Source organism: Rugamonas brunnea (assembly GCF_014042345.1).
In the GTDB taxonomy this organism is placed as follows: domain Bacteria; phylum Pseudomonadota; class Gammaproteobacteria; order Burkholderiales; family Burkholderiaceae_D; genus Rugamonas; species Rugamonas brunnea.
Genome location: NZ_JACEZT010000009.1, coordinates 1 through 19335, shown reverse-complemented (window position 1 = coordinate 19335; position 19335 = coordinate 1). Strand labels below are relative to the sequence as shown.

At 65.6% G+C, this 19335-nt stretch carries 17 protein-coding genes; 4 read left to right on the top strand and 13 right to left on the bottom strand.

Annotated features, from left to right (window positions below; all coding sequences use genetic code 11):
• Positions 1-272: 272 nt before the first annotated feature.
• From H3H37_RS14505 to H3H37_RS14495, 3 genes are read left to right on the top strand one after another with little or no spacing between them, the layout of a single operon-like run.
• Positions 273-989 carry an ABC transporter ATP-binding protein gene (locus tag H3H37_RS14505; protein ID WP_182163679.1) on the top strand — a complete coding sequence of 239 codons (717 nt, stop codon included), beginning with the start codon at positions 273-275 and terminating at the stop codon, positions 987-989.
• Positions 983-3346 carry an ABC transporter permease gene (locus tag H3H37_RS14500; RefSeq protein WP_220456445.1) on the top strand — a complete coding sequence of 788 codons (2364 nt, stop codon included), beginning with the start codon at positions 983-985 and terminating at the stop codon, positions 3344-3346. The genes H3H37_RS14505 and H3H37_RS14500 overlap by 7 nt, the downstream gene beginning before the upstream one ends.
• A complete protein-coding gene (locus H3H37_RS14495; RefSeq protein ID WP_182163677.1) occupies positions 3343-4548 on the top strand; it encodes an efflux RND transporter periplasmic adaptor subunit in 1206 nt (401 codons plus the stop codon). Before H3H37_RS14500 ends, H3H37_RS14495 begins: the two co-directional genes overlap by 4 nt.
• 48 nt (positions 4549-4596) lie before the next feature.
• Here the strand turns inward: H3H37_RS14495 and H3H37_RS14490 are convergent, their stop codons facing one another.
• From H3H37_RS14490 to H3H37_RS14435, 12 genes are all read right to left on the bottom strand, one after another.
• Positions 4597-6567 (bottom strand): peptidase U32 family protein, encoded by a 1971-nt coding sequence (locus H3H37_RS14490; protein ID WP_182163675.1) that lies wholly within the window; start codon positions 6565-6567, stop codon positions 4597-4599.
• Positions 6568-6679: 112 nt separating this feature from the next.
• Positions 6680-8212, bottom strand: a complete 1533-nt coding sequence (locus tag H3H37_RS14485) for a cryptochrome/photolyase family protein (RefSeq protein ID WP_182163674.1) — start codon at positions 8210-8212, stop codon at positions 6680-6682.
• A 16-nt stretch (positions 8213-8228) separates the two neighbouring features.
• Entirely contained in the window at positions 8229-8939 is a 711-nt protein-coding gene (gene folE, locus H3H37_RS14480; RefSeq protein ID WP_375540002.1) for a GTP cyclohydrolase I, read from the bottom strand.
• 8 nt (positions 8940-8947) lie between these two features.
• On the bottom strand, positions 8948-9445 hold the full coding sequence (locus tag H3H37_RS14475; protein ID WP_182163672.1) for a TspO/MBR family protein: 498 nt from the start codon (positions 9443-9445) through the stop codon (positions 8948-8950).
• Positions 9442-9891 (bottom strand): nuclear transport factor 2 family protein, encoded by a 450-nt coding sequence (locus H3H37_RS14470; protein WP_182163670.1) that lies wholly within the window; start codon positions 9889-9891, stop codon positions 9442-9444. Before H3H37_RS14470 ends, H3H37_RS14475 begins: the two co-directional genes overlap by 4 nt.
• Complete coding sequence (locus tag H3H37_RS14465; protein WP_182163668.1) at positions 9888-10667, bottom strand: SDR family NAD(P)-dependent oxidoreductase; 780 nt, start codon at positions 10665-10667, stop codon at positions 9888-9890. The genes H3H37_RS14470 and H3H37_RS14465 overlap by 4 nt, the downstream gene beginning before the upstream one ends.
• A complete protein-coding gene (locus tag H3H37_RS14460; protein ID WP_182163659.1) occupies positions 10655-11188 on the bottom strand; it encodes a DUF3833 domain-containing protein in 534 nt (177 codons plus the stop codon). Before H3H37_RS14460 ends, H3H37_RS14465 begins: the two co-directional genes overlap by 13 nt.
• Entirely contained in the window at positions 11185-12495 is a 1311-nt protein-coding gene (locus H3H37_RS14455; RefSeq protein ID WP_182163657.1) for an MFS transporter, read from the bottom strand. The genes H3H37_RS14460 and H3H37_RS14455 overlap by 4 nt, the downstream gene beginning before the upstream one ends.
• Positions 12492-13082 (bottom strand): chalcone isomerase family protein, encoded by a 591-nt coding sequence (locus tag H3H37_RS14450; protein WP_182163655.1) that lies wholly within the window; start codon positions 13080-13082, stop codon positions 12492-12494. The genes H3H37_RS14455 and H3H37_RS14450 overlap by 4 nt, the downstream gene beginning before the upstream one ends.
• Entirely contained in the window at positions 13051-14256 is a 1206-nt protein-coding gene (locus H3H37_RS14445; protein ID WP_182163653.1) for an SAM-dependent methyltransferase, read from the bottom strand. Before H3H37_RS14445 ends, H3H37_RS14450 begins: the two co-directional genes overlap by 32 nt.
• Positions 14253-15029 (bottom strand): DUF1365 domain-containing protein, encoded by a 777-nt coding sequence (locus H3H37_RS14440; RefSeq protein WP_182163651.1) that lies wholly within the window; start codon positions 15027-15029, stop codon positions 14253-14255. Before H3H37_RS14440 ends, H3H37_RS14445 begins: the two co-directional genes overlap by 4 nt.
• Complete coding sequence (locus tag H3H37_RS14435; protein ID WP_182163649.1) at positions 15026-16309, bottom strand: NAD(P)/FAD-dependent oxidoreductase; 1284 nt, start codon at positions 16307-16309, stop codon at positions 15026-15028. Before H3H37_RS14435 ends, H3H37_RS14440 begins: the two co-directional genes overlap by 4 nt.
• Positions 16310-16407: 98 nt before the next feature.
• Between H3H37_RS14435 and H3H37_RS14430 the strand changes: the two genes are divergently transcribed.
• The gene (locus tag H3H37_RS14430) at positions 16408-17013 is read left to right on the top strand and encodes a TetR/AcrR family transcriptional regulator (RefSeq protein ID WP_182163647.1); all 606 of its coding nucleotides are present in this window, start codon (positions 16408-16410) and stop codon (positions 17011-17013) included.
• Between the two features lie 60 nt (positions 17014-17073).
• Here the strand turns inward: H3H37_RS14430 and H3H37_RS14425 are convergent, their stop codons facing one another.
• The gene (locus H3H37_RS14425; RefSeq protein WP_182163645.1) at positions 17074-18882 is read right to left on the bottom strand and encodes a pyrroloquinoline quinone-dependent dehydrogenase; all 1809 of its coding nucleotides are present in this window, start codon (positions 18880-18882) and stop codon (positions 17074-17076) included.
• Between the last annotated feature and the right edge of the window lie 453 nt (positions 18883-19335).

Below are 19335 nucleotides of genomic sequence, written 5' to 3'. Positions count from 1 at the left end.
CGGTGCCATTCAGTACATATTGTATTATTGCCAGCAGCATCAGTGACTGAAATTTACAACGATCTTGCGCTGACGTGGCGTTGTAACAACGGCCAGTGTAACCATCCGTGACCACAATGCAGGACAAGGCCGGCCACAATGCCCAGCAAATTGCGCAAAAAGGCGGGGGGCCCCGGAAAGTCCCAGTTTCTGGACAATTTGATCTGAATCATACAAAGTGCAAAAAGCGGCTCCTAGAATGAGCTGATCCCGAGGAACAGCCAGGAGCGTCGATGCATGGCGAGCGACCGCGCGTCTTTATGGCGCGTAACCTTTGCAAGACCTACCGAACCGGAGAACTGGAAGTTCATGCATTGCGTGCGTTATCGCTCGACATTACCGAAGGCGAGTTCATTGTCCTGCTGGGGCCGTCCGGCAGCGGCAAATCCACCTTGCTCAACATCCTCGGCGGGCTCGATACGCCCACCAGCGGCGAAGCATGCTGGCGCGACCACGTGCTGGCCACCGCCAGCGAGGCGGAACTGACGCGCTACCGGCGCGAGCACGTGGGCTTCGTGTTCCAGTTCTACAACCTGATCTCCAGCCTGACCTTGCGCGAAAACGTGGCGCTGGTGACCGATATCGCCGAGCACCCGATGGCGCCCGACGAGGCGCTGGCCCTGGTCGGGCTCGGCGACAGGGCCGACAACTTTCCATCCCAGATCTCGGGCGGCGAGCAGCAGCGGGTGGCCGTCGCCCGCGCCATCGCCAAGCGCCCGGACGTGCTGCTGTGCGACGAACCGACCGGCGCCCTCGATGTCGACACCGGCCGGCTGGTGCTGGACCTGATCGCCCGCATCAACCGCGAGCTGGGCACCACCGTGGTGGTCATCACCCACAATGCCGTGATCGCCCGCATGGCCGACCGCGTGCTGCACATGACCAACGGCGCCATCGCCGCGATTGAAACGAACGCCAGCCGTTGCCCGGCCGCGGAGCTGTCATGGTGAGGGCGCTCGACCGCAAACTGCTGCGCGACCTGGCCGCCATGCCCGGCCAGGCCGGCACCATCGCGCTGGTGGTGGCGGCCGGGGTGGGGGCGTTCGTGGCCCAGTTGTCCACCTACCATTCGCTGGTGGCGACCCGCGCCGATTACTATCAGCAAGCCCGTTTCGCCGACGTGTTCACCGACCTCAAGCGCGCGCCCACCGCGCTGCTGGCGCGCGTGGCCACACTACCGGGCGTGGCCCAGGCTGATGCGACCGTGAAATTCGATGTGTCGATCGACCTGCCCGACGCGCGCGAGCCGCTGGTGGGCCGCATGATCGGGCTGGATGGCGCGATCCAGCCGCAACTGAACCGCCTCACCCTGCGCAGCGGCCGCTGGCCGCTGCCGACCGAGGCTGGCGCCGTGCTGGTATCCGAAGGCTTTGCGCTGGCGCGCGGGCTGCGGCCGGGCAGCGCGCTGACGGCGGTGCTGAATGGCCATCGCCAGGCCTTACAGGTGGTGGGCGTGGTGCTGTCGCCGGAATACGTATTCGCCACCCTGGGCGGCGGCTTGCCGGACGACCGCGGCTTCGGCGTGTTCTGGATGGAGCGCCAGCAGCTGGCGTCCGCGTTTGGCATGGAAGGCGCGTTCAACCATCTGAACCTCAAGCTCGCACCCGGCGCCAGCGCGCCCGCCACCATCGACGCGCTCGACCGGCTGCTGACGCCTTATGGCGGTTATGGCGCCATCGGGCGCGCGGATCAGATGTCGAACCGGATGCTGAGCCAGGAGATCGGCCAGCAGCGCACCATGGCCAATGTGTTTCCCACCATTTTCCTCGCAGTGGCGGCCTTCCTGCTGCATGTGGTGCTGTCGCGCCAGGTGGCCGCGCAACGGCCCGAGATCGCCGCGCTCAAGGCCGTCGGTTATGCCGATCATGTGATCGCGCTGCATTTCCTGAAGCTGGCCTGCGTCATCGTGCTGGCGGGCATCGTCGCCGGCTTCGCGCTGGGCGCGTGGCTGGGCCATCAGATGACCGGCATGTACACCGAATTCTTCCACTTCCCCGCGCTGGCGTTCCAGATCGCCCCCTGGATACCGATAGCGGCGGCGGTCGTGAGCCTGGTGGCCGGGGTGGGCGGGACGCTGACGGCGGTGCGCGCCGTGGTCCGCCTGCCGCCAGCCGAGGCGTTGCGGCCACCCATGCCGCCGCGCTTCGGCCATGGTCTGTTCGAGCGTTCCGGCCTCGCACAGCGCCTGCCGCCGCAAGCGCGCATGATCGCGCGTACGCTTCAGCGCAACGCAGTACGTTCGGGGATCACGTGCATCGGCGTTGCGTGCAGCGTGGCCGTGATCTTGTCGGGCACTTTCTGGCGTGATTCGCTCGACCACCTGATCGACGTCCAGTTCCACCAGGCGGAGCGCGGTGACGTCACGCTGGCGTTCGCGGAACCGGCGCCCGGGGACGTGCTGGCCGAGGTGGCACGGCTGCCCGGGGTGCTGGAAGCGGAGCCACTGCGGGCACTGCCCGTGCGCATGCGCGCCGGTCCCCGGCAATACCTCGGCAGCGTGTTGGGCATGCCGCCGGACGCGCGGCTACGACGCCTGCTCGACGCCCACCAGCGCCCGGTGCCGCTGCCACCGGAAGGCATATTATTAGGCGATCGCCTGGCCAGCCGCCTGCAGGTCGTCGCCGGCGATGCGCTGGCGATCGAGGTACTTGAAGGCCAGCGGGTCCAGCGCACGGTGCCGGTGGCGGGCATCGTCAATGACATGTTCGGCCTGACCGCGTACATGGACCTGGCGGCCATGCGGCGTATGCTGAACGAGCAGGACAGCGTGTCGGCCGTGGTCCTGAACGACCGGGGCGGCAACCCGGCGGCCCTGATGGCCGCGTTGAAGGCCATGCCGAGGGTGGCGACGGTGTCGGACAAGCGGGCCGCGCTGGCCACGTTCGAACGCACGTCGGCCCGCAACATGCTGGTGTTCACCTCGATCATCACCGGCTTTGCCGTGGCGTTGACGGTGGGGGTGGTGTACAACAGCGCGCGGGTGTCGCTGGCCGAACGGGCATGGGAACTGGCCAGCTTGCGCGTGCTGGGCTTCACCCGCGCCGAGGTATCCGGCCTGCTGCTGGGGGAATTGGCGGTGCAGATGGCGGTCGCCATCCCATTGGGACTGTGGCTCGGTTACCTGTTGTCGGCTGCGCTCGTGCATCTGATGGCGAACGAGACGTTTGCCCTGCCGCTGGTGATCCACGCGCGCACCTATGCCTATGCCGCCGGCGCCACCGCGCTGGCCGCCGTTGCCAGCGCCCTGATCGTGCGGCTGCGGGTGGACCGGCTGGACCTGATTGCAGTGCTGAAGACAAGGGAATGACGATGCGGCGTATCCTGACTATTTTGCTCGCGACATGCAGTCTGGCAGGCCTGCTGGTCTGGTCGCTCGCGCCGCGTCCGGTGACGGTGCAGGTGGCCAGCATCGCGCGCGGTCCATTCGAGCAGACGGTGGACGAAGACGGCAAGACCCGCGTGCGCGAGCGCTACCTGGTATCGGCACCGCTGGCGGGAAGAATCGCCCGTTCCGGTTACAAGGCCGGCGATACGGTCGCAGCGGGGCAGCCGCTTGCCGTGCTCACGCCGCTGGCCCCGGTGCTGCTTGATGCGCGCACCCAGCAGCAACTGGCCGAACGGGTCGGCGCGGCGGAGGCGGCGCGGGCGCGGGCGCAAGCCGGCATGGCACGGGCCCAGGCCGCGCTGCGCAAGAGCGAATCCGACCTGGCGCGCGTACAAAAACTGGCGAAGGACGGATTCCTGTCGCCAGCCCAGTCGGAACAGGCCGATCTTGACCTGCAACTGGCACGGCGGGAACTCGATGCGACACGCCAGGCCGTGCATGTGGCAGACCATGATCTGGCCACGGCCCGCGCCGCGCTGCAACTGTCGCGCAGCGGCACGCCGGGCGAAACGTGGACGGTGAGGGCGCCCGTCGGCGGCACGGTGCTCAAGGTGTTGCAGGAAAGCGAAGCCAGCGTGCCGTTGGGTACGCCGCTGGTGGAACTGGGTAATCCGGCCGACATCGAGATCGTGGCCGACGTGCTGTCAGCCGACGCGGTCCAGATCCAGCCCGGTTACGCAGTGCGCATCGAGCGCTGGGGTGGCCCCAATGTCCTGCGGGGACAGGTACGCCGCGTCGAACCATCGGCCTATATGAAAATTTCGGCGCTCGGGGTCGAGGAACAACGGGTCAACCTGATCATCGATATCGTTTCACCGCCGGAAGAAGCGCGCGGGCTGCGCGATGGATTCCGCGTCGAAGTGCGGGTCGTGGTGCATCGCGAAGCGGACGTGCTGCGCGTGCCCGTGGGCGCCGTGTTCCGCCAGGGCGAGGACTGGGCGACGTACGTGATCGACGGCGACCGCGCGCGCCTGCGCACTGTGCGGCTGGGCCCCCGTAACCAGCGCGAGGCCGTCGTGCTGCAAGGCTTGAAAGCAGGGGAGGTGGTGGTCCTGTATCCGCCCGATACCCTGGCCGATGGCTTGAGGGTGCGGACCAGCGAACCAGCACGGTCAACCAACTGACATGCTCGCTGACCGTGCCTTGCGCGTCGGTGCGTCAGGTGCGGTTCTTCAGGCGCGCGGACGCTGGCGGTGGAAAGTCAGCGGGCTGTATGGCACGTTCGATGGCGGCGGCGAGGCCAGGATGCCAGGCTTCATGGCGCCCACCACGTGCATCTCGCACGGCTTGCAGTCGAAGCGCAGCGTGTAGCGCTCGTCACCGCTGACCAGCGTCATCGGCTCGGCGCGGACCTGGCCCTGCACACCCTGCACACCCTTGGCCTGCTTGGGGCACAGGTTGAACGAGAAGCGCAGGCAATGCTTGGTGATCATCAGCGGCACTTCGCCCGCTTCCTCGTGCGACTCGTAGGCGGCGGCGATCATCTGCACGCCGTGCTTCGTGTAGAAGGCGCGCGCCTTTTCGTTGTAGACGTTGGCCAGGTAGCTCAGTTGCGTCTCCGGATAGACGGCCGGCGGCTCGTCCGGGGCCTTGCGTTGCGGACGATCCCAGGCCGCCAGGCGCGCCGCCTCGTGGGCGGCGATGGCGTCGCGGCGCAGGGCGTTGATGGCCGACGACGGCACGAACCACGGCTGCGACAGCGACAGGACGATGCCATCCACTTCAAACATGGTGTTACCGAGCTTGCCCAGGCTGGCGTGCAGCGCGGCCTCCGCCTGCTCCGCGTGCTGGGCGGGCTGCAGCGCCATGGCCGCGTGCGTGCTGGTGGTGATGCCGTCTTCGTCGCGCAGGGTCAGGCGCAGGCCGTCCGCATCCTCGCTCAGCGCCAATTGCAGCGCCACCTTGCGTTCGGAGGACTTCTTCTGCAGCGACGCTTCCCAATGGTGGTCACGGTTGCGCATGACCGAGGCGCCTGGCTTCAGGCCCGCCAGCTCGCGCATCTGCTCATTGGGGAACACGCGCCACAATTCGCCTTCCGTGCTGTCGCCCAGCTTCTTGACGACGTTGGCCTGGACGCCAACCACTTCACGCTTGTTCATGTAGTTCAAGCCATCGCCATTGGCCATGGGCGCATTGGTCACCAGGTCGAAATGGTCGGTGCCGAGTCGGCTGACGACGCCCAGTTCGACGCCCACGTACTTGGGCGAATCGAAGGCGCCGATTTCATCCTGGCGGCCGTTGGCGAAATAGTCGGTGTGGCCGCGGTGGAAGGTCTTGTCCACGTCCGGCGTGAACAGCACGCGCGTGTGGCCGCTGGAGGCACGGCTCAGTTCCGGGCGGCGTTCGAGGATCTCGTCCAGCAGCAGCCGGTAGTGCGCGGTGATGTTCTTCACATAGCCCATGTCCTTGTAGCGGCCTTCGATCTTGAAGGAACGGATGCCGGCATCGACCAGTGCCTCCAGGTTCGCGCTCTGGTCATTGTCCTTCATCGACAGCAAATGCTTTTCGTAGGCGACCACGCGGCCCTTGCTGTCGCTGAGCGTGTAGGGCAGGCGGCAGGCTTGCGAACAGTCGCCGCGATTGGCGCTGCGGCCCGTGTCGGCGTGCGAGATATAGCACTGGCCGGAGAAGGCCACGCACAGCGCACCGTGGATGAAGTATTCGAGCGGCGTATCGACTTCCGCGCGTATCTTGCGGATCTGCTCGATCGTCAGTTCGCGTGCCAGCACCAGTTGGGAAAAACCGGAGGCACCGAGGAATTTGGCTTTTTCCACGGTGCGGATATCGCACTGGGTGCTGGCGTGCAGCTGGATCGGGGGCAGGTCCATTTCGAGCAGGCCCATGTCCTGGATGATCAGCGCATCGACGCCGGCATCGTACAGTTGCCAGATCTGCTTGCGCGCCGCTTCGAGTTCCGCGTCGTGCAAAATGGTGTTGATGGTGACGAAAATACGCGAACGGAATTTGTGCGCAAATTCGACCAGCGCCGAAATGTCTTCGATCGGATTGCTGGCGTTATGACGCGCGCCGAATGCCGGGCCGCCGATGTACACCGCGTCGGCGCCATGGAGTATGGCCTCGCGGCCGATCTCGGCGGTTTTGGCGGGCGACAGCAGTTCAAGTTGGTGGTCAAGCAGGGACATGGCGGTATTCTCACAAGCGAAGGCCGAAATTTTAGCAAAATCAAGCGCTTAAGTCATCCGGATCGCAAAACCATGCATTTCGCCGTTGATCGCCGCCGGCAGGGCGCTGCCATTACAGTGCCGCCAGCTTCGCGCGGGTGGCGGCGGCCTGACACTGGATGTCCCGCTTGTCGGCATCATCCATGCGCTGGAGTTGTCGATAGGGCATTGCAAGGCGATGGTTGTTGCTCAATTGTTTCTCGTTGCGCAACAAAAAGTCCCAGTACAGCGCATTGAAGGGGCAAGCGAGTTCGCCCGTGCGTTGCTTCTTCTGGTAGTGGCAACCCTTGCAATAGTCGCTCATGCGGTCAATGTAGGCCGCACTGGAAATATAGGGTTTGGTCGCCAGCAAACCGCCGTCGGCATATTGGCTCATGCCCAGCGTATTGGGCAATTCCACCCATTCGAAAGCGTCGATATAGATACCGAGGTACCACTGGTGCAGCTGTTGTGGCGACAAGCCCGCCAGCAAGGAAAAATTGCCGATCACCATAAGGCGGTTGATATGGTGGCTGTGCGCGTGTTCCAGCGATTGCCCGATGGCCGCTGCCACGCAGCGCATGCGCGTGTCGCCGTTCCAGAACCAGTGCGGCAGCGCCGCTGTATGGCCGAAGGTGTTGAGCTGGTCATAGCCCGGCATGCGGTGCCAGTAGATGCCACGCACGTATTCGCGCCAGCCCAGTATCTGGCGGATGTAGCCCTCGGCCGAGGCCAGCGGCACGGCGCCGTCGCGCCACGCCTGCTCGACGCGCGCGACCACCGTGCGCGGCGCCAGCATCTTGGTGTTCAGCGCGAACGACAGCAGCGAATGAAACAGCCGCCAGGCGCGCACGCTCATCGCGTCCTGGTAGCGGCCGAAATGGGGCAGGGCGTCGCGAACGAAGCTGTCCAGTTGCTGCAACGCCTCGTCGCGGTTGAGCGGCCACGCGAACTCGCCGGCCTGCGGCGTGCCGAAGCTGCGCACGCCCGCCGCCTCAATGGTTTGCCACAGCGCGCTGTGGTCGTGGCGGGGTCGTGGATCGGCGGGCTCCCACGGCAAGCCGGGCCAGCGCTCGCGGTTATCGTGGTCGAAGTTCCATTGTCCGCCCGCCGGCTTGCCGTCGCCGGACACCATCACGCCGTGCCGCTTGCGCATGTGGCGGTAGAACGGTTCCATGATCCACGCGTCACGCCCTTCGAAGAAGTCGGCAGCTTCGTCGCGGCCAGCGTAGAAATGTTCGCTGTCGTCCATGCGCGTGGCGATGGTCAGACCGGCGGCGTAGTCGGCCAGTTGCCGGTCCAGCCGCCATTCATCCGGCGCCTGCCAGGCGAAGGCGTCCGCCCCGTAATGGGCCAGCAGCCAGTCGAGGTTGGCGGTCAGGGACTGGCGGTTGTCCACGTCGTCGATGGCCAGATAGTGGACGCGGTGGCCGGCCGCGCGCAGCCGCCTCGCCAGGTCGCGCATCGCGGCGAAGATGGCGATGATCTTCTGCGCGTGATGCAGCACATAGTCCGTCTCCTGCCGCACTTCCATCAGCACGAACACCACGTCCGCGCTGGCCTGCGCGAACCAGCTGTGACGGCAGTTGAGCTGGTCGCCCAGGATCAGTTTGAGCGTGGTGCCCACATCCGTCTCCGCCGTGTCATCGCTTGATCAGGGCGAGGAACTCCCGCCGCAGCGCGATGTCCTCAAGGAAGGCGCCGCGCATCACGCTGTTGATCATGCGCGCGTCGTTGTCCTTGACGCCCCGCCACTGCATGCAGAAGTGGTCAGCCTCCATGATCACAGCCAGGCCGTCCGGTTTGACCTTCTCCTCCAGCAGTTCTGCCAGTTGGACCACGGCCTCCTCCTGGATCTGCGGACGGCTCATGATCCACCCCGCCAGCCGCGCGTACTTGGACAGGCCGATCAGGTTGGAGTGCCGGTTGGGCATCACGCCTATCCACACCTTGCCCATGACAGGACACAGGTGGTGCGAGCATGCGCTGCGCACACTGATCGGGCCGATGATCATCAGCTCGTTCAACTGCGCGGCGTTCGGAAACTCCGTCACCGGCGGCGCGGCCACGTAGCGCCCGCCGAACACTTCCCGCAGATACATCTTGGCCACGCGGCGGGCGGTCTCGCGCGAGTTGTGGTCGTTGGCCGTGTCGATCACCAGGCTCTCCAGCACACCCTCCATGCGCTCGCTGACCTCATCCAGCAGCGCGTCCATCTCCCCGGCTTCGATGTAGTCCGCGATGTTGTCGTTGGCGTGGAAACGCGCACCGTCGCGCTTCAGGCGGGCGCGGATGCGCGCAGAGACGGGCGTGGCGGCAACGCGGTAGTTGAGCAGGCTTTCGTTCATCATCATGTGATCCTTCAAAGTAGGGCGGGATTGCGCTGCCAGACGCTGAAGCACAGCACTCCCGCAAAACTCACCCAGGCCAGGTAGGGCAAGAGCAGCATGGCGGCAAGACGTTCGCGGCGGCCGAACAACACGACGGTCGCGGCGATCATCAGCCACAGCACGACGATGCACGCGAAGGCGGCCGCGCCCAGGTGCCAGGCGAAGAACAGCCAGCTCCACAAGGCATTGACAGCCAGCTGCGCCAGGTAGAGCAGCTGCGCCGGCGCGGCGCCCGGTGCGCCAGTGCGGCCGACGCGCCACGCCGCGACGGCCATCATCAGATACAGTGCACTCCACACTGGCCCGAACAGCCAGCCGGGCGGCGCCCAGCCGGGACGGTCGAGCTGCGCGTAGAACGCGGCCGCATGGACAGAAGCGGATGCGCCCAGCGCGGCCACCACGGCGGTCAGCGTGATCCAGCCGGCCAGTTGCAGGTATGCGGCCGGTCTGGTGGACGAGGCGGCGTTCATGGCTGCGCCCCAATCGTCGCGGCAGCCGGCAGCGGCACCCGGAAGCGGCCGCGCAGCCAGCGGATCGGCGCACCGATCAGCGGCAGCTTTTGCAGCAACTCCTCGGCGGCGTCCCAGTAATCGCGATGCATGACGACCTGGCCCTGGGCATTGAAGCGCAAGTGGCTGCCGCCCGAGATCTGATACGGTACGCCGCGCAGGCGGAACACGAACAGCCAGGTGACGAAAGCCCGGTCGTCCTGCGCGATGCGCTCGCCGATGATGAATTGCGGCTGTTCAGTATGAAGAAACATGTGGCGGAAGATGGCCTCGATCGCGGCAACGCCGCACACGTTGTTGAACGGATCGCGGAACTGGGCGTCCGGCGCGTAGAATTCGCCAGCCCGTCCTACGGTGTCCGGGGTCAGCGTGGCATACCATGCCAGCAGTGGTTCAGGATCGCTCATTGTGGTAGCAGGAAGTGATTGATCAGGGCGAAGCGCCATCGATACGGCATCCGGCGCAGCAACTTGAGCACCAGCGTGAAGCGCTTCGGAAAGTGGATCTCGAACTGCCCGGCCGCCAGCCCGCGCCGGATCGCCGTGGCGGCGGCCTGCGGGGTCTGCAGCGCCGGCATGGCGAAGGTGTTCTTCGCCGTGAGCGGCGTCTGCACGAAGCCGGGATTGATCAGGTAGACGTCCAGCCCGCGCGGCCGCAGGTCGGTGTACAGCAATTCCGCGAGGTTGATCAGTGCCGCCTTGCTGGGGCCATACACACTGGCGTTCGGCAAGCCCAGATAGCCTGCCACGCTGGCGACGATGGCGATGCCGCCGCTGCCGCGCGCCAGCATCGCCGGCAGTACCGTGGCCAGGCCAGTGTAGACGCTGCGCAGGTTCACGGCCAGCGTATGGGCCGCCCCGTCGGACGTCACCTCCCAGCTGCGCTCCGGCTGATAGGCTGCGGCGCAGAACACGATCAGGTCCACGCCGCCCATCTGGTCGCAGATGTCGTGGTAACGCTCCGCCCATGCATGCTGGTCCAGGATGTCGAATGGCGCGACAACGGCTTGCGCGTGCCCCGCCGCGACGCCTTGCAGCAGCCCGGCCCGGCGCGCCGACAGCGCCACGCGCGCGCCCGCTTGTAACAGTTCCCGGGCCAGCGCGGCGCCGATGCCGCTGGAGGCGCCGACCAGCCACACGCGCCGGCCCGCCCATGCGGTGATGGGACGGTTCAGGGAGCGCATGCGCGCCTCCGGAACATCAGCGTGACCTGGCCCAGTTCGAACCCGAACTTGGACATGCTGGCGCGGTTGATCATCGTGCAGCCGTCGATCAGGAACATCCAGTCGTCGAAGGCCATTTCGTAGGTGCTGCCGTCGACGGGCAGCACCAGCGTGTACTGCCAGCGCAGCGCGTTGCCGGCCAGCTCGCCCAGCGCCTCGCCCTTGACGTCGGCAGCACGGCCGTACCAGCGACCGTCGGGCGCGCGCGTCAGGCGCCATACGCGGCGCTGCTTGCTGCCGTCGTCGTAGTGGAACTGTTCGTCCAGCGTCAGGGCGCCGTCGCCGCTGGTGCCGGTGATGACGACGTGGAAGCGCTTGGCCACCGCACCGCCCCGGCGTTGGAACATGCCCCACGCGTCGGTGGTGCCGTTGAAGAAGACGGCCAGGTCGAGCGCCGGCTGCTGCGCCTTGTACTGCTGGACGTCGGGCCCGGCGCAGCCCGCGAGCAGGGCCAGCAGCAGGCTGCATAACAAGGTCTTCATGGCGAGCTCCGGTAACGTGCAATGGGCAATGGCGCTGGCGAAGGGGCCCGCAACGACGCCATGGCCAGCAGTTTGAGCAAACAAGGGACGGCGGCATATACCAGCACCAGCGCAGTGCTGCCCGCAATGCCGGGACGGTAGCCCAGCGCGGCCAGCACCGGCAACGCGAGCCCGGACAGCGCCAGCGCGAGCTTGCCCAGCAACGTGAACACGCCGTAGTAGGCTCCAGCCGCCTCGCCCGCACCAAGCAGTTCGGCCAGCAGCACGGGCGGCATGGCCAGGTCAGCCCCCAGCGCGGCGCCGGCGCCGATGCAGATCGCGAAGTAGGGCAGAACATCGCCCGCACCCAACAGGCTCGCGCCGGCAAAGCTGGCGATGGCCAGCGCCATGCCGATGCGCCAGCATGCCAATACGCCGATACGGCGTGCCAGCGCGGTCCACAACGGCAGCCCGCAGGCAGCGGCGATGAAGTAGCAGCCGAGGAAGGCGCCCGCCAGCTCCGCCGCCTGTAGCTGGTCGCGGATAAAGAACAGCGCCAGCGTGGCCGGCAAGGACACCGAACAGGCATTCAGCAAGTAGGGCAGCAGCAGACGCACGAAGCCCCGGTTGGACGCCATGCGCCGCAGCGCGCAGCGCCAGTCGTCAGCCTGCGGGTTCGGTCGCGGCCACGCGGGCGCGAGCTTCAGCAGCAGTGCCAGCGCGACCATCAGCAGCACCGCGAAGGCAACGCTGTACAGCGCCATGCTGGCCGGGATGCGCGCCGGTTCGCCGGCCATCACGGTGGCGGGAATGACGCTGGCGACGACCAGTCCCGCCAGACCGGCGCCTTCACGCCACGCGGCCGCAGACAACCGGTCCTTGCTGCGCTGTGCGCCGCTGCCCGTCAGGCCGGCGCCCCAGGTCAGGTAAGCGATGTTGAGCATGCTGTGCGCGCAATAGGCCAACACCAGCATGACGCCCAGCCAGATGGCGGCGACGGTACCGGAGGCCGGCGGCTGCCATATGCCCGCGAAGGCCAGGGCCAGGATGGCGCCACCTGCCATCATCCAGCGTGCCACGCCACCGCGCAGGCGGTCGATCACATGGCCTTGCAGCGGGTCCTGCAGCGTGTCCAGCAGGCGCGCCCCGAACAATACCCACCCCAGCTGGGCCAGCGCCACGCCGTGCAACGCGCTGTAATAAGCCGCCACATGGACGTAAACGGGCAGCGCGGCCATCGCCAGCGGCAGACCGAGCAAGCCGTAGGCGGCCAGGCGCCACCAGCGCGGGCCCACATCGGTATCGGGATGAGCGGAAGCGTAAGTCATGGCGCGCCCCCCAACAGCTTGCGGCGCAGATGCTGGTCGCGGGTATGCTCGTCGAGCCAGATGCCGAAGAAGGCGCGCGCCAGCCGCACGTCGGCGATATCCGCCAGCAGGTGTTGCCGGTTGTAGAAACGCATGCCGTGGCCAGGCGCGTACACGCCGATCAGCTCATCGCCGTCCGCCACGTCCGTGAATGCGCGGCTCAGGGATAGCTCCCATTGCGCGAGCGCGGCGGCGTCGATGGCGTCGCCGTTCAGGCGCCGCATTTCGTCCAGGCTGGTTTGCACCAGGCGCTGGCGGCTGATGGTGCGGTAGTAGCGCAGTTGCAGCGCGAACGGGCGCTCGGGCTGGAACGGGCGCTGCTCGGACCACAGCGTGGCGTGGTAGATGCGGAAGCCCAGCCAGCGCAGTTCGCCCTCGCCCAGCGCTTCAGCACGCGGCAGCTCATCGCGCCAGCTGGCCGCGTGGCACGGGCTGGCCGCCAGCGTCACGCCCAGCAGGCAGCCCGCCAGCCAGGCCAGCGTGGAGGCCCGCCCGCCGGGTGGCGCTCCGGCGCAGTCAGGCCTTCTGGAGCAGGAATTGGACAACATCGGTACGTCCCTCGTCGAAGGCTGCTTCGCAATAGGCGAAGTACATATGCCAGATCCGCATGAATCGTTCATCGAAGCCCAGTGCCGTGATGTGCGGCTGGTGCTGGCGGCAGCGCGCATGCCAGCGCCGCAGCGTTTCCGCATAATCGCGGCCGAAAGCCTGGCGTTCCACCGGGCGCAGGCCGCAGCGGCCAGCCTGCCGTTCGAAGCGCTCGACGCTGGGCAGCATCCCGCCGGGGAAAATGTACTGCTGGATGAAATCGGCACTGCTGCGGTAGCGCGGAAAATACTGCTCGCCGATCGTGATCGACTGAATCAGCGCCTGGGCGCCCGGCTTCAGGCGCGCCGCGACCGTGCGGAAGTACTCTTGCCAATACTGCTCGCCCACCGCCTCGAACATCTCGATCGACACCACGGCGTCGTATTCGCCCCGCAGGTCGCGGTAGTCGCACAGTTCCAGCTGCACCCGGTCACCCAGTCCTTGCTGCCGCACGCGGCGCTGCGCCACCTCCAGCTGCGATGGCGAAATCGTCACACCATGCACATGGATGCCTTGTTGCGCCGCCTGCTCGGCAAATCCGCCCCAGCCGCACCCGATTTCCAGCACGCGCTGACCCGGTTGCAGTCGCAGCGTGTCGATGATGCGCTGGTACTTGCACCGCTGTGCGTCTTGCAGCGCCATACTGTAGTCACCGTCGAACAAGGCGCTGGAATACGTCCAGCTGGGATCGAGCCACAGCTGGTAGAAGTCGTTGCCGATGTCGTAGTGCGCGTGGATGTTGCGCTGGCTGCCCTTGCGCGTGTTGGGCCGCAGCCAGTGCCGCAGGCGATACCAGCACCGGGCCAGCACGCCGCCGAACACCATCTGCTCCAGCGATGCCTCGTTGCGTAGCGCAAGACGCAGCAACGCGGTCAGGTCCGGCGTGTCGACCCAGCCGGCCGCGTATGCCTCGGCGAAGCCGATGTCGCCCGCGCGCAGGATGCGCTGGCAGGCGCGCCAGTCAGACACCCTGAGCGTCGCGCCGGTTGGCGCATGGGCGTCACCGAACACCATGCGGGTGTCGCATGGGGTGACCAGCTCCAGGTGCCCGTGCCGGATGTTGTTGAGCAGTGTCAGGAACAGCCGCGCGCCTGCGGGGGCGGACGGCGTGACGGTGGATAAGGTGCGAGTCATCGGACAGTCTCCTGGTGCACGGTGGTGTGGTGTGCGGGGCAGGGCGGTTTGCTGAAAAACGGGACGCGCTTGCGCCACAGCCTGAATGCCTGCCAGTGAATGCGAAACACGATACCCAGGCCCAGCAACGGGTAGCGCAGCAGGGCGCCTGCCAGTGCGCGGCCGGTCATGGGGACGGGACGACCGCTGAGCGCTGTGCGCAGCAGCACGCCGTCGTTGTCGTAGTAGTCGATGGCCGTGCTGTGGCGCGCGCCGCCAAGCCGGAAGCGAAAGCGGTAGTGCCCCTCCACCGGGCAGAACGGCGACACGTGCATCTGTTTGATGGCGGTGCAGGTGCCAGCGCCGTCCGTTGTCCGCACCACGCGCAACAGGTAGCGGTGGCACTCGCCGAAGGTGTTGTTGACTTCCGCCAGCACAGCGCACAAGCGGCCGTCCGCGTCGTGGCACTGCCAGAAACTGACGGGATTGAAAGCGTAGCCGGCCACACGGGGAAAGGTCTGCAGCCAGATTTCGCCCTCGGCGTCGATATGGTGTTCGCGCAGCAGGGCGCGCATCCATTGTTCCAGGCTGGAGCCGTCGCGCGGGCCGTAGTCGCAACGGCGTATCGACAGCGGCCGCCAGCGATCCACGCCAAACCAGCCCGACGCACATTCGTCCAGGCGGGCCAGATTGAGGCGCACATAAAACAGCGGATAGACAAAGCGGTGTGGCGCGGGACGCAAGCGCGCGTGCATCACCTGGCCATGCACCAGCTGGGCGGCGGGGTGATTCATGGCAGCGCCATCCAGCCGGGTGCCGCGCCAAATGCAGCCGCGATGCGCAGCGCCGATTTCAGACCATCTTCGTGGAAGCCGTAGCCAGTCCAGGCGCCCGCGAACCATGCGCCGCCGTTGCCTTGTATCTGCGACAGCTGCTGCTGGGCGCGGACGGTGGCCAGGTCCATCACCGGGTGGGCGTACTGGAAGCTGGCCAGTTGCTTGTCTTCGGCAGGGAGCACGTGCGGATTGAGCGTCACGATCACCGGCGTCTCGAACGGCAGCGCTTGCAGCTGGTTGAGCCAGTAGCTCACGCACACGGGACGTTCTCCGTCGGCCTGCGCGCCCGCCATGTAGTTCCAGGCCGACCAGACCTTGCGCCGACGCGGCATCAGGCTTGCGTCCGTGTGCAGGTAGGCCGTGTTGGGCTGATAGCGGACGCCGGCCAGGATGGCGCGCTCGGTCTCGCTGGCGTCGCGCAGCATGGCCAGCGTGGTCGGCGCATGGGTGGCGAACACCACCGCGTCGAATTCATCAGCGCTTGCGTTGTGGCTCAACACCTGCACGCGGCCGCCGTCGCGTCGCACGGAAGAAACCGGCGTCTTCAGGCGCACGTCTGGCAGCGTGGCGACGATCTTGCGGACGTAGTTGCGCGCACCGCCTGCGACCGTGCGCCATTGCGGCCGATCGTTGACCTGCAGCAGCGCGTGATTGAGGCAAAAACGCAGGAACGTCGCCGCAGGGAACCGCAGGATATCGCGCGGCGAACTGGACCAGATCGCCGCCGCCATCGGCAGCAGGTAGGCATCGCGGAAGCGCGCGCCATAGCCTTCCTGTTCCAGCAACTGCCCCAGCGTCAGCGCGGTCTGGTTCGACCGTTGAAGAAAGCGCTGCGCATTGCGGTTGAAATGAAGGATGTCCCACAGCATGCGCAGGAAGGAGGGCGACGCGGCATTGGCGCGCTGCGCAAACACGGTATCGAGACTGGTGCCCGCCCACTCCAGCGCACCGCCGTCCATCGACACGGCGAACGACATATCGCTGCCGATGCTGTCCACGCCCAGCTCGTTGAACAGTGCGACGAGGTTGGGGTAGGTGCGTTCGTTGTAGACGAGGAAGCCCGTGTCGACGCCGTGCGTGCGTCCTTCCAGCGTGACGTCGACGGTGTTGGTGTGGCCTCCAAGATAGGCGGCCGCCTCGAACAGCACGACGTCGTGCTGGCGATTGAGGAAATAGGCGCTGGCCAAACCGGAGATACCGGCGCCGATGACGGCGATGCGTTTGCGTGGCGGATTCATGTCGTCTTGTTGGTGAATTTGACCGTCATTTGTACTGGCGTGCTAATATTACTACTGTCCAATCACAAAAGCTACTGATTAGTAGCGGAAATTTACCAATGAGTATCCTTCCACGATTAAGCTTTAAGAATCAGGCATTTAAGCTGCGCGAGCACGCGATACTCGATGCCGCGACGGCGGTGCTCAGCCAAAAAGGCTATGACTTGATGACCATGGATGACGTCGCCGGTGCGGTCGGCATCTCCAAACCCAGCCTTTACAAGCACTTCAAGTCGAAGGAGGAGCTGGTGGGCGAGGCGCTGATACGGCTGCTCGATGGCGCACTCGATTACGTGGCCGGGCTCGACTCCGCGCTCAGTCCGCTTCAGAAGCTGTCGTCGCTGCTGGAGTGGGCGCTACGCGTGCGGCTGGACGGCGGCCTGCCGTTCCTGCCCTCGACCAGCCCGCACGTACGGGAAATGTTGATGCGCAATGTGAAGTACATGCTGCGCGTAATGAAACTGAACCGCCAGCTGGAAGCGCTGGTCAAGCAAGGACAGCAGCAAGGGCAGCTGAACCACGAGCTACCGCCCGACGTGATTTTGTTCAGCTACTACGCGCGCACCTGCGACCCGGCGGTCGAGTTCTTGCAGAAGTACAGCAAGATGCCGGCGGACGATATTGTGCGCCATATGCTGAAGGTGTCGTTCGAGGGCTTCCGCTGAAAACGCGATGGCCAGGCGGTCCGTGTTGGACGCGTTCGGGCCACGGACGCACGCGGGTCGCTATTGGTGGCCGCCTTCCAATCCCAGGACCGACACCTTCGCGGTCGTGATCTCGGTCGGCCACAGGATTTCCGTGAGACCGGTGGCCACGGCGACTTTCTGCGCGCCACCAGCTTCGTAGGTAATGACGCCGCCGCCAACGGCTCCGTCAATCTTGCGGCCCCACAGTTTCCGACCGTTGTCGGCGTCGACCGCATAGAAGTTACCACCCATGTCCCCGAAGAACACCAGGCCGCCGCCGGTCGGGGTAACGCCGCTCTGGATCGGATAGTTGGTCTTGACGCGCCATTTCCACGCGCCGGTATCCGCATCGCTGGCATACAGCCATCCCGCCCAGTCACCAAACGGATCCTGCTTCCCCCAGGTGTGATACGGATTGATCGTCGCCTCGCCCGACCAAGGCGTGCCCTCCGCCACATCCGCAATCTGCTTCGAGCTCTGCAAGGTCACTGTCGTACACCAATCAACCTCGCCAACCATGACCAGGTTGTTCTCCGGATCAAAGGCGGGACCGTTCCATTCGGCGCCGCCCACCGATCCAGGACAAAAATGCACTGCCTTGTCGGACGAAAAGGTTTGATCGGCGTTCTCGACCCGCGTAACCGGTTTCCGATACAAGAGATCGCCGTCCTTCAAGTTGATGCCATAGAGATGGCCATCCTTCGGTGCGACCGACAATAGTGTGGTGCCGCCAGCGGTGTGGAGGATCGCCGGCGCGCTCGAGACATCCCAATCGTGCCAGTCCACCGGCACGATCTTGAAGTGGCGCCGGTACGCGCCGGTCTTCGCGTCGAGGACGACGACGGATCCGGAATAGAGATTGGCGCCGGCGCGCGGGCCGGTCGCAAAATCGGGCGCTGGGTTACCACCTGGCACGTAGAGGAGGCCGGTCGCCGGGTCCAGGGTATAAGACGTCCAGGTCGCCCCGCCGGTGATCGGCGAGCCCGGCGCGTTGTTCCAGGTGGAGCCATCCAGCGGTGACGCCGCCTCCGGCCCCCGAACTATATCGGCGGGTTGCTTCGGCACCAAGTAAAACTCCCACACGATGCTGCCGGTCCGGGCATCCAGCGCGTACATGCGGCCCTTCACGCCCTTCACGTCGCCGCCTGCATTGCCGACGAACACCCGCCCCTGCCAGGCGATAGGTGCAGCCGGAACCGACTCACCCTTCCTGGGATCGGCGATGGTGGTTGCCCACAGGCGCTTGCCAGTCTTGAAGTCGTAGGCCAGGACACGGCCATCCTGCGTACCGCGGAACAACCGCCCGTCCATGTAGGCGGCGCCGCGATTGACACCCTGCGGCGACGCCGGCGTATAGTCCTCGTGGGTGCGCCAGTTCAGATGACAATTGGTCGGATCGAGCGAGAAAATATCGTACTCAGTGACGGCGATCAGGGCGCCGTTGACCTCCAGCAGTCCAGAATTGAAACCGGTGTATTGACCGGTATCGTAGGTGCATTGGACCGCCAATCTGCCGACATTCTGCTTGTTGATCTGGCGCAGCGGCGAGAATCGGTTGGAGGTCAAGGTCTTGTTGTAACTCGGCCAATCTCCAGCAGTGGCGCCCGGCGTCTGGTCGGAGGTAGCCCCGGACGCGGCAGCTACCTGGGGCGCCGGAGTGGGTTGGGGTGGAGGCGCTGGCGTTGCCGTTTCTGTGCGCAATGTGCCCGCCGGCGCCGACAGGTAACGAACGTAGTTGATCCCCATGGCCACAACGGGCACGGCTTTGTTCCAGTTAAAGTAAACCAACCCGGCGACGATCAACCCGGCGCCGACAACCGTGGTTGCGACGGCTGAAGACTTTCTCATTATGCGCTCCCCATCCTGACCGTGCATCCGGCCGTAAGGCGCCGTGCCGCGCTTGTTGCCGCGTCATTCCCGCGATGCGCCAACTTTTCCCCGGCGGGCGAAGTGTTAGCTTAGTGTCAGGCACGCGATGGCCGATGTCAGTGCGGTACTGCACCTTGCGTACGGAAGGCGGCATTGGCGCAGTTATCAGCGGCAGTGGCGTAAGAGTGTGAGCGATGATCGTCCAATGAAGCAAATGTGTGACACCTCAATTTCCATTCCCACCCAATGAAGTAGCTCGTATTAACGCACTTACAGTCACAGATTTGCTTCATTTTAAGATGAAGTGTTAATTTGCATTGAAAATTGACCCATCTTCCCCACGAATTTGCAACGGAATCTGACCCACGTTCATAGCACAATCCTTCCTGTCCTTTCGACAGGAGATCGGAGTGATCGACGTGGCTTTACTAG

What these genes read in the sequence shown, in the direction of transcription:
- H3H37_RS14450 (WP_182163655.1), bottom strand. Translation starts at nt 13,082, where the DNA reads ATGTTGTCCAATTCCTGCTCCAGAAGGCCTGACTGCGCCGGAGCGCCA.
- H3H37_RS14465 (WP_182163668.1), bottom strand. Translation starts at nt 10,667, where the DNA reads ATGCGCTCCCTGAACCGTCCCATCACCGCATGGGCGGGCCGGCGCGTG.
- folE (WP_375540002.1), bottom strand. Translation starts at nt 8,939, where the DNA reads ATGATGATGAACGAAAGCCTGCTCAACTACCGCGTTGCCGCCACGCCC.
- H3H37_RS14495 (WP_182163677.1), top strand. Translation starts at nt 3,343, where the DNA reads ATGACGATGCGGCGTATCCTGACTATTTTGCTCGCGACATGCAGTCTG.
- H3H37_RS14435 (WP_182163649.1), bottom strand. Translation starts at nt 16,309, where the DNA reads ATGAATCCGCCACGCAAACGCATCGCCGTCATCGGCGCCGGTATCTCC.
- H3H37_RS14470 (WP_182163670.1), bottom strand. Translation starts at nt 9,891, where the DNA reads ATGAGCGATCCTGAACCACTGCTGGCATGGTATGCCACGCTGACCCCG.
- H3H37_RS14455 (WP_182163657.1), bottom strand. Translation starts at nt 12,495, where the DNA reads ATGACTTACGCTTCCGCTCATCCCGATACCGATGTGGGCCCGCGCTGG.
- H3H37_RS14440 (WP_182163651.1), bottom strand. Translation starts at nt 15,029, where the DNA reads ATGAATCACCCCGCCGCCCAGCTGGTGCATGGCCAGGTGATGCACGCG.
- H3H37_RS14425 (WP_182163645.1), bottom strand. Translation starts at nt 18,882, where the DNA reads ATGAGAAAGTCTTCAGCCGTCGCAACCACGGTTGTCGGCGCCGGGTTG.
- H3H37_RS14500 (WP_220456445.1), top strand. Translation starts at nt 983, where the DNA reads ATGGTGAGGGCGCTCGACCGCAAACTGCTGCGCGACCTGGCCGCCATG.
- H3H37_RS14490 (WP_182163675.1), bottom strand. Translation starts at nt 6,567, where the DNA reads ATGTCCCTGCTTGACCACCAACTTGAACTGCTGTCGCCCGCCAAAACC.
- H3H37_RS14475 (WP_182163672.1), bottom strand. Translation starts at nt 9,445, where the DNA reads ATGAACGCCGCCTCGTCCACCAGACCGGCCGCATACCTGCAACTGGCC.
- H3H37_RS14505 (WP_182163679.1), top strand. Translation starts at nt 273, where the DNA reads ATGCATGGCGAGCGACCGCGCGTCTTTATGGCGCGTAACCTTTGCAAG.
- H3H37_RS14430 (WP_182163647.1), top strand. Translation starts at nt 16,408, where the DNA reads ATGAGTATCCTTCCACGATTAAGCTTTAAGAATCAGGCATTTAAGCTG.
- H3H37_RS14445 (WP_182163653.1), bottom strand. Translation starts at nt 14,256, where the DNA reads ATGACTCGCACCTTATCCACCGTCACGCCGTCCGCCCCCGCAGGCGCG.
- H3H37_RS14460 (WP_182163659.1), bottom strand. Translation starts at nt 11,188, where the DNA reads ATGAAGACCTTGTTATGCAGCCTGCTGCTGGCCCTGCTCGCGGGCTGC.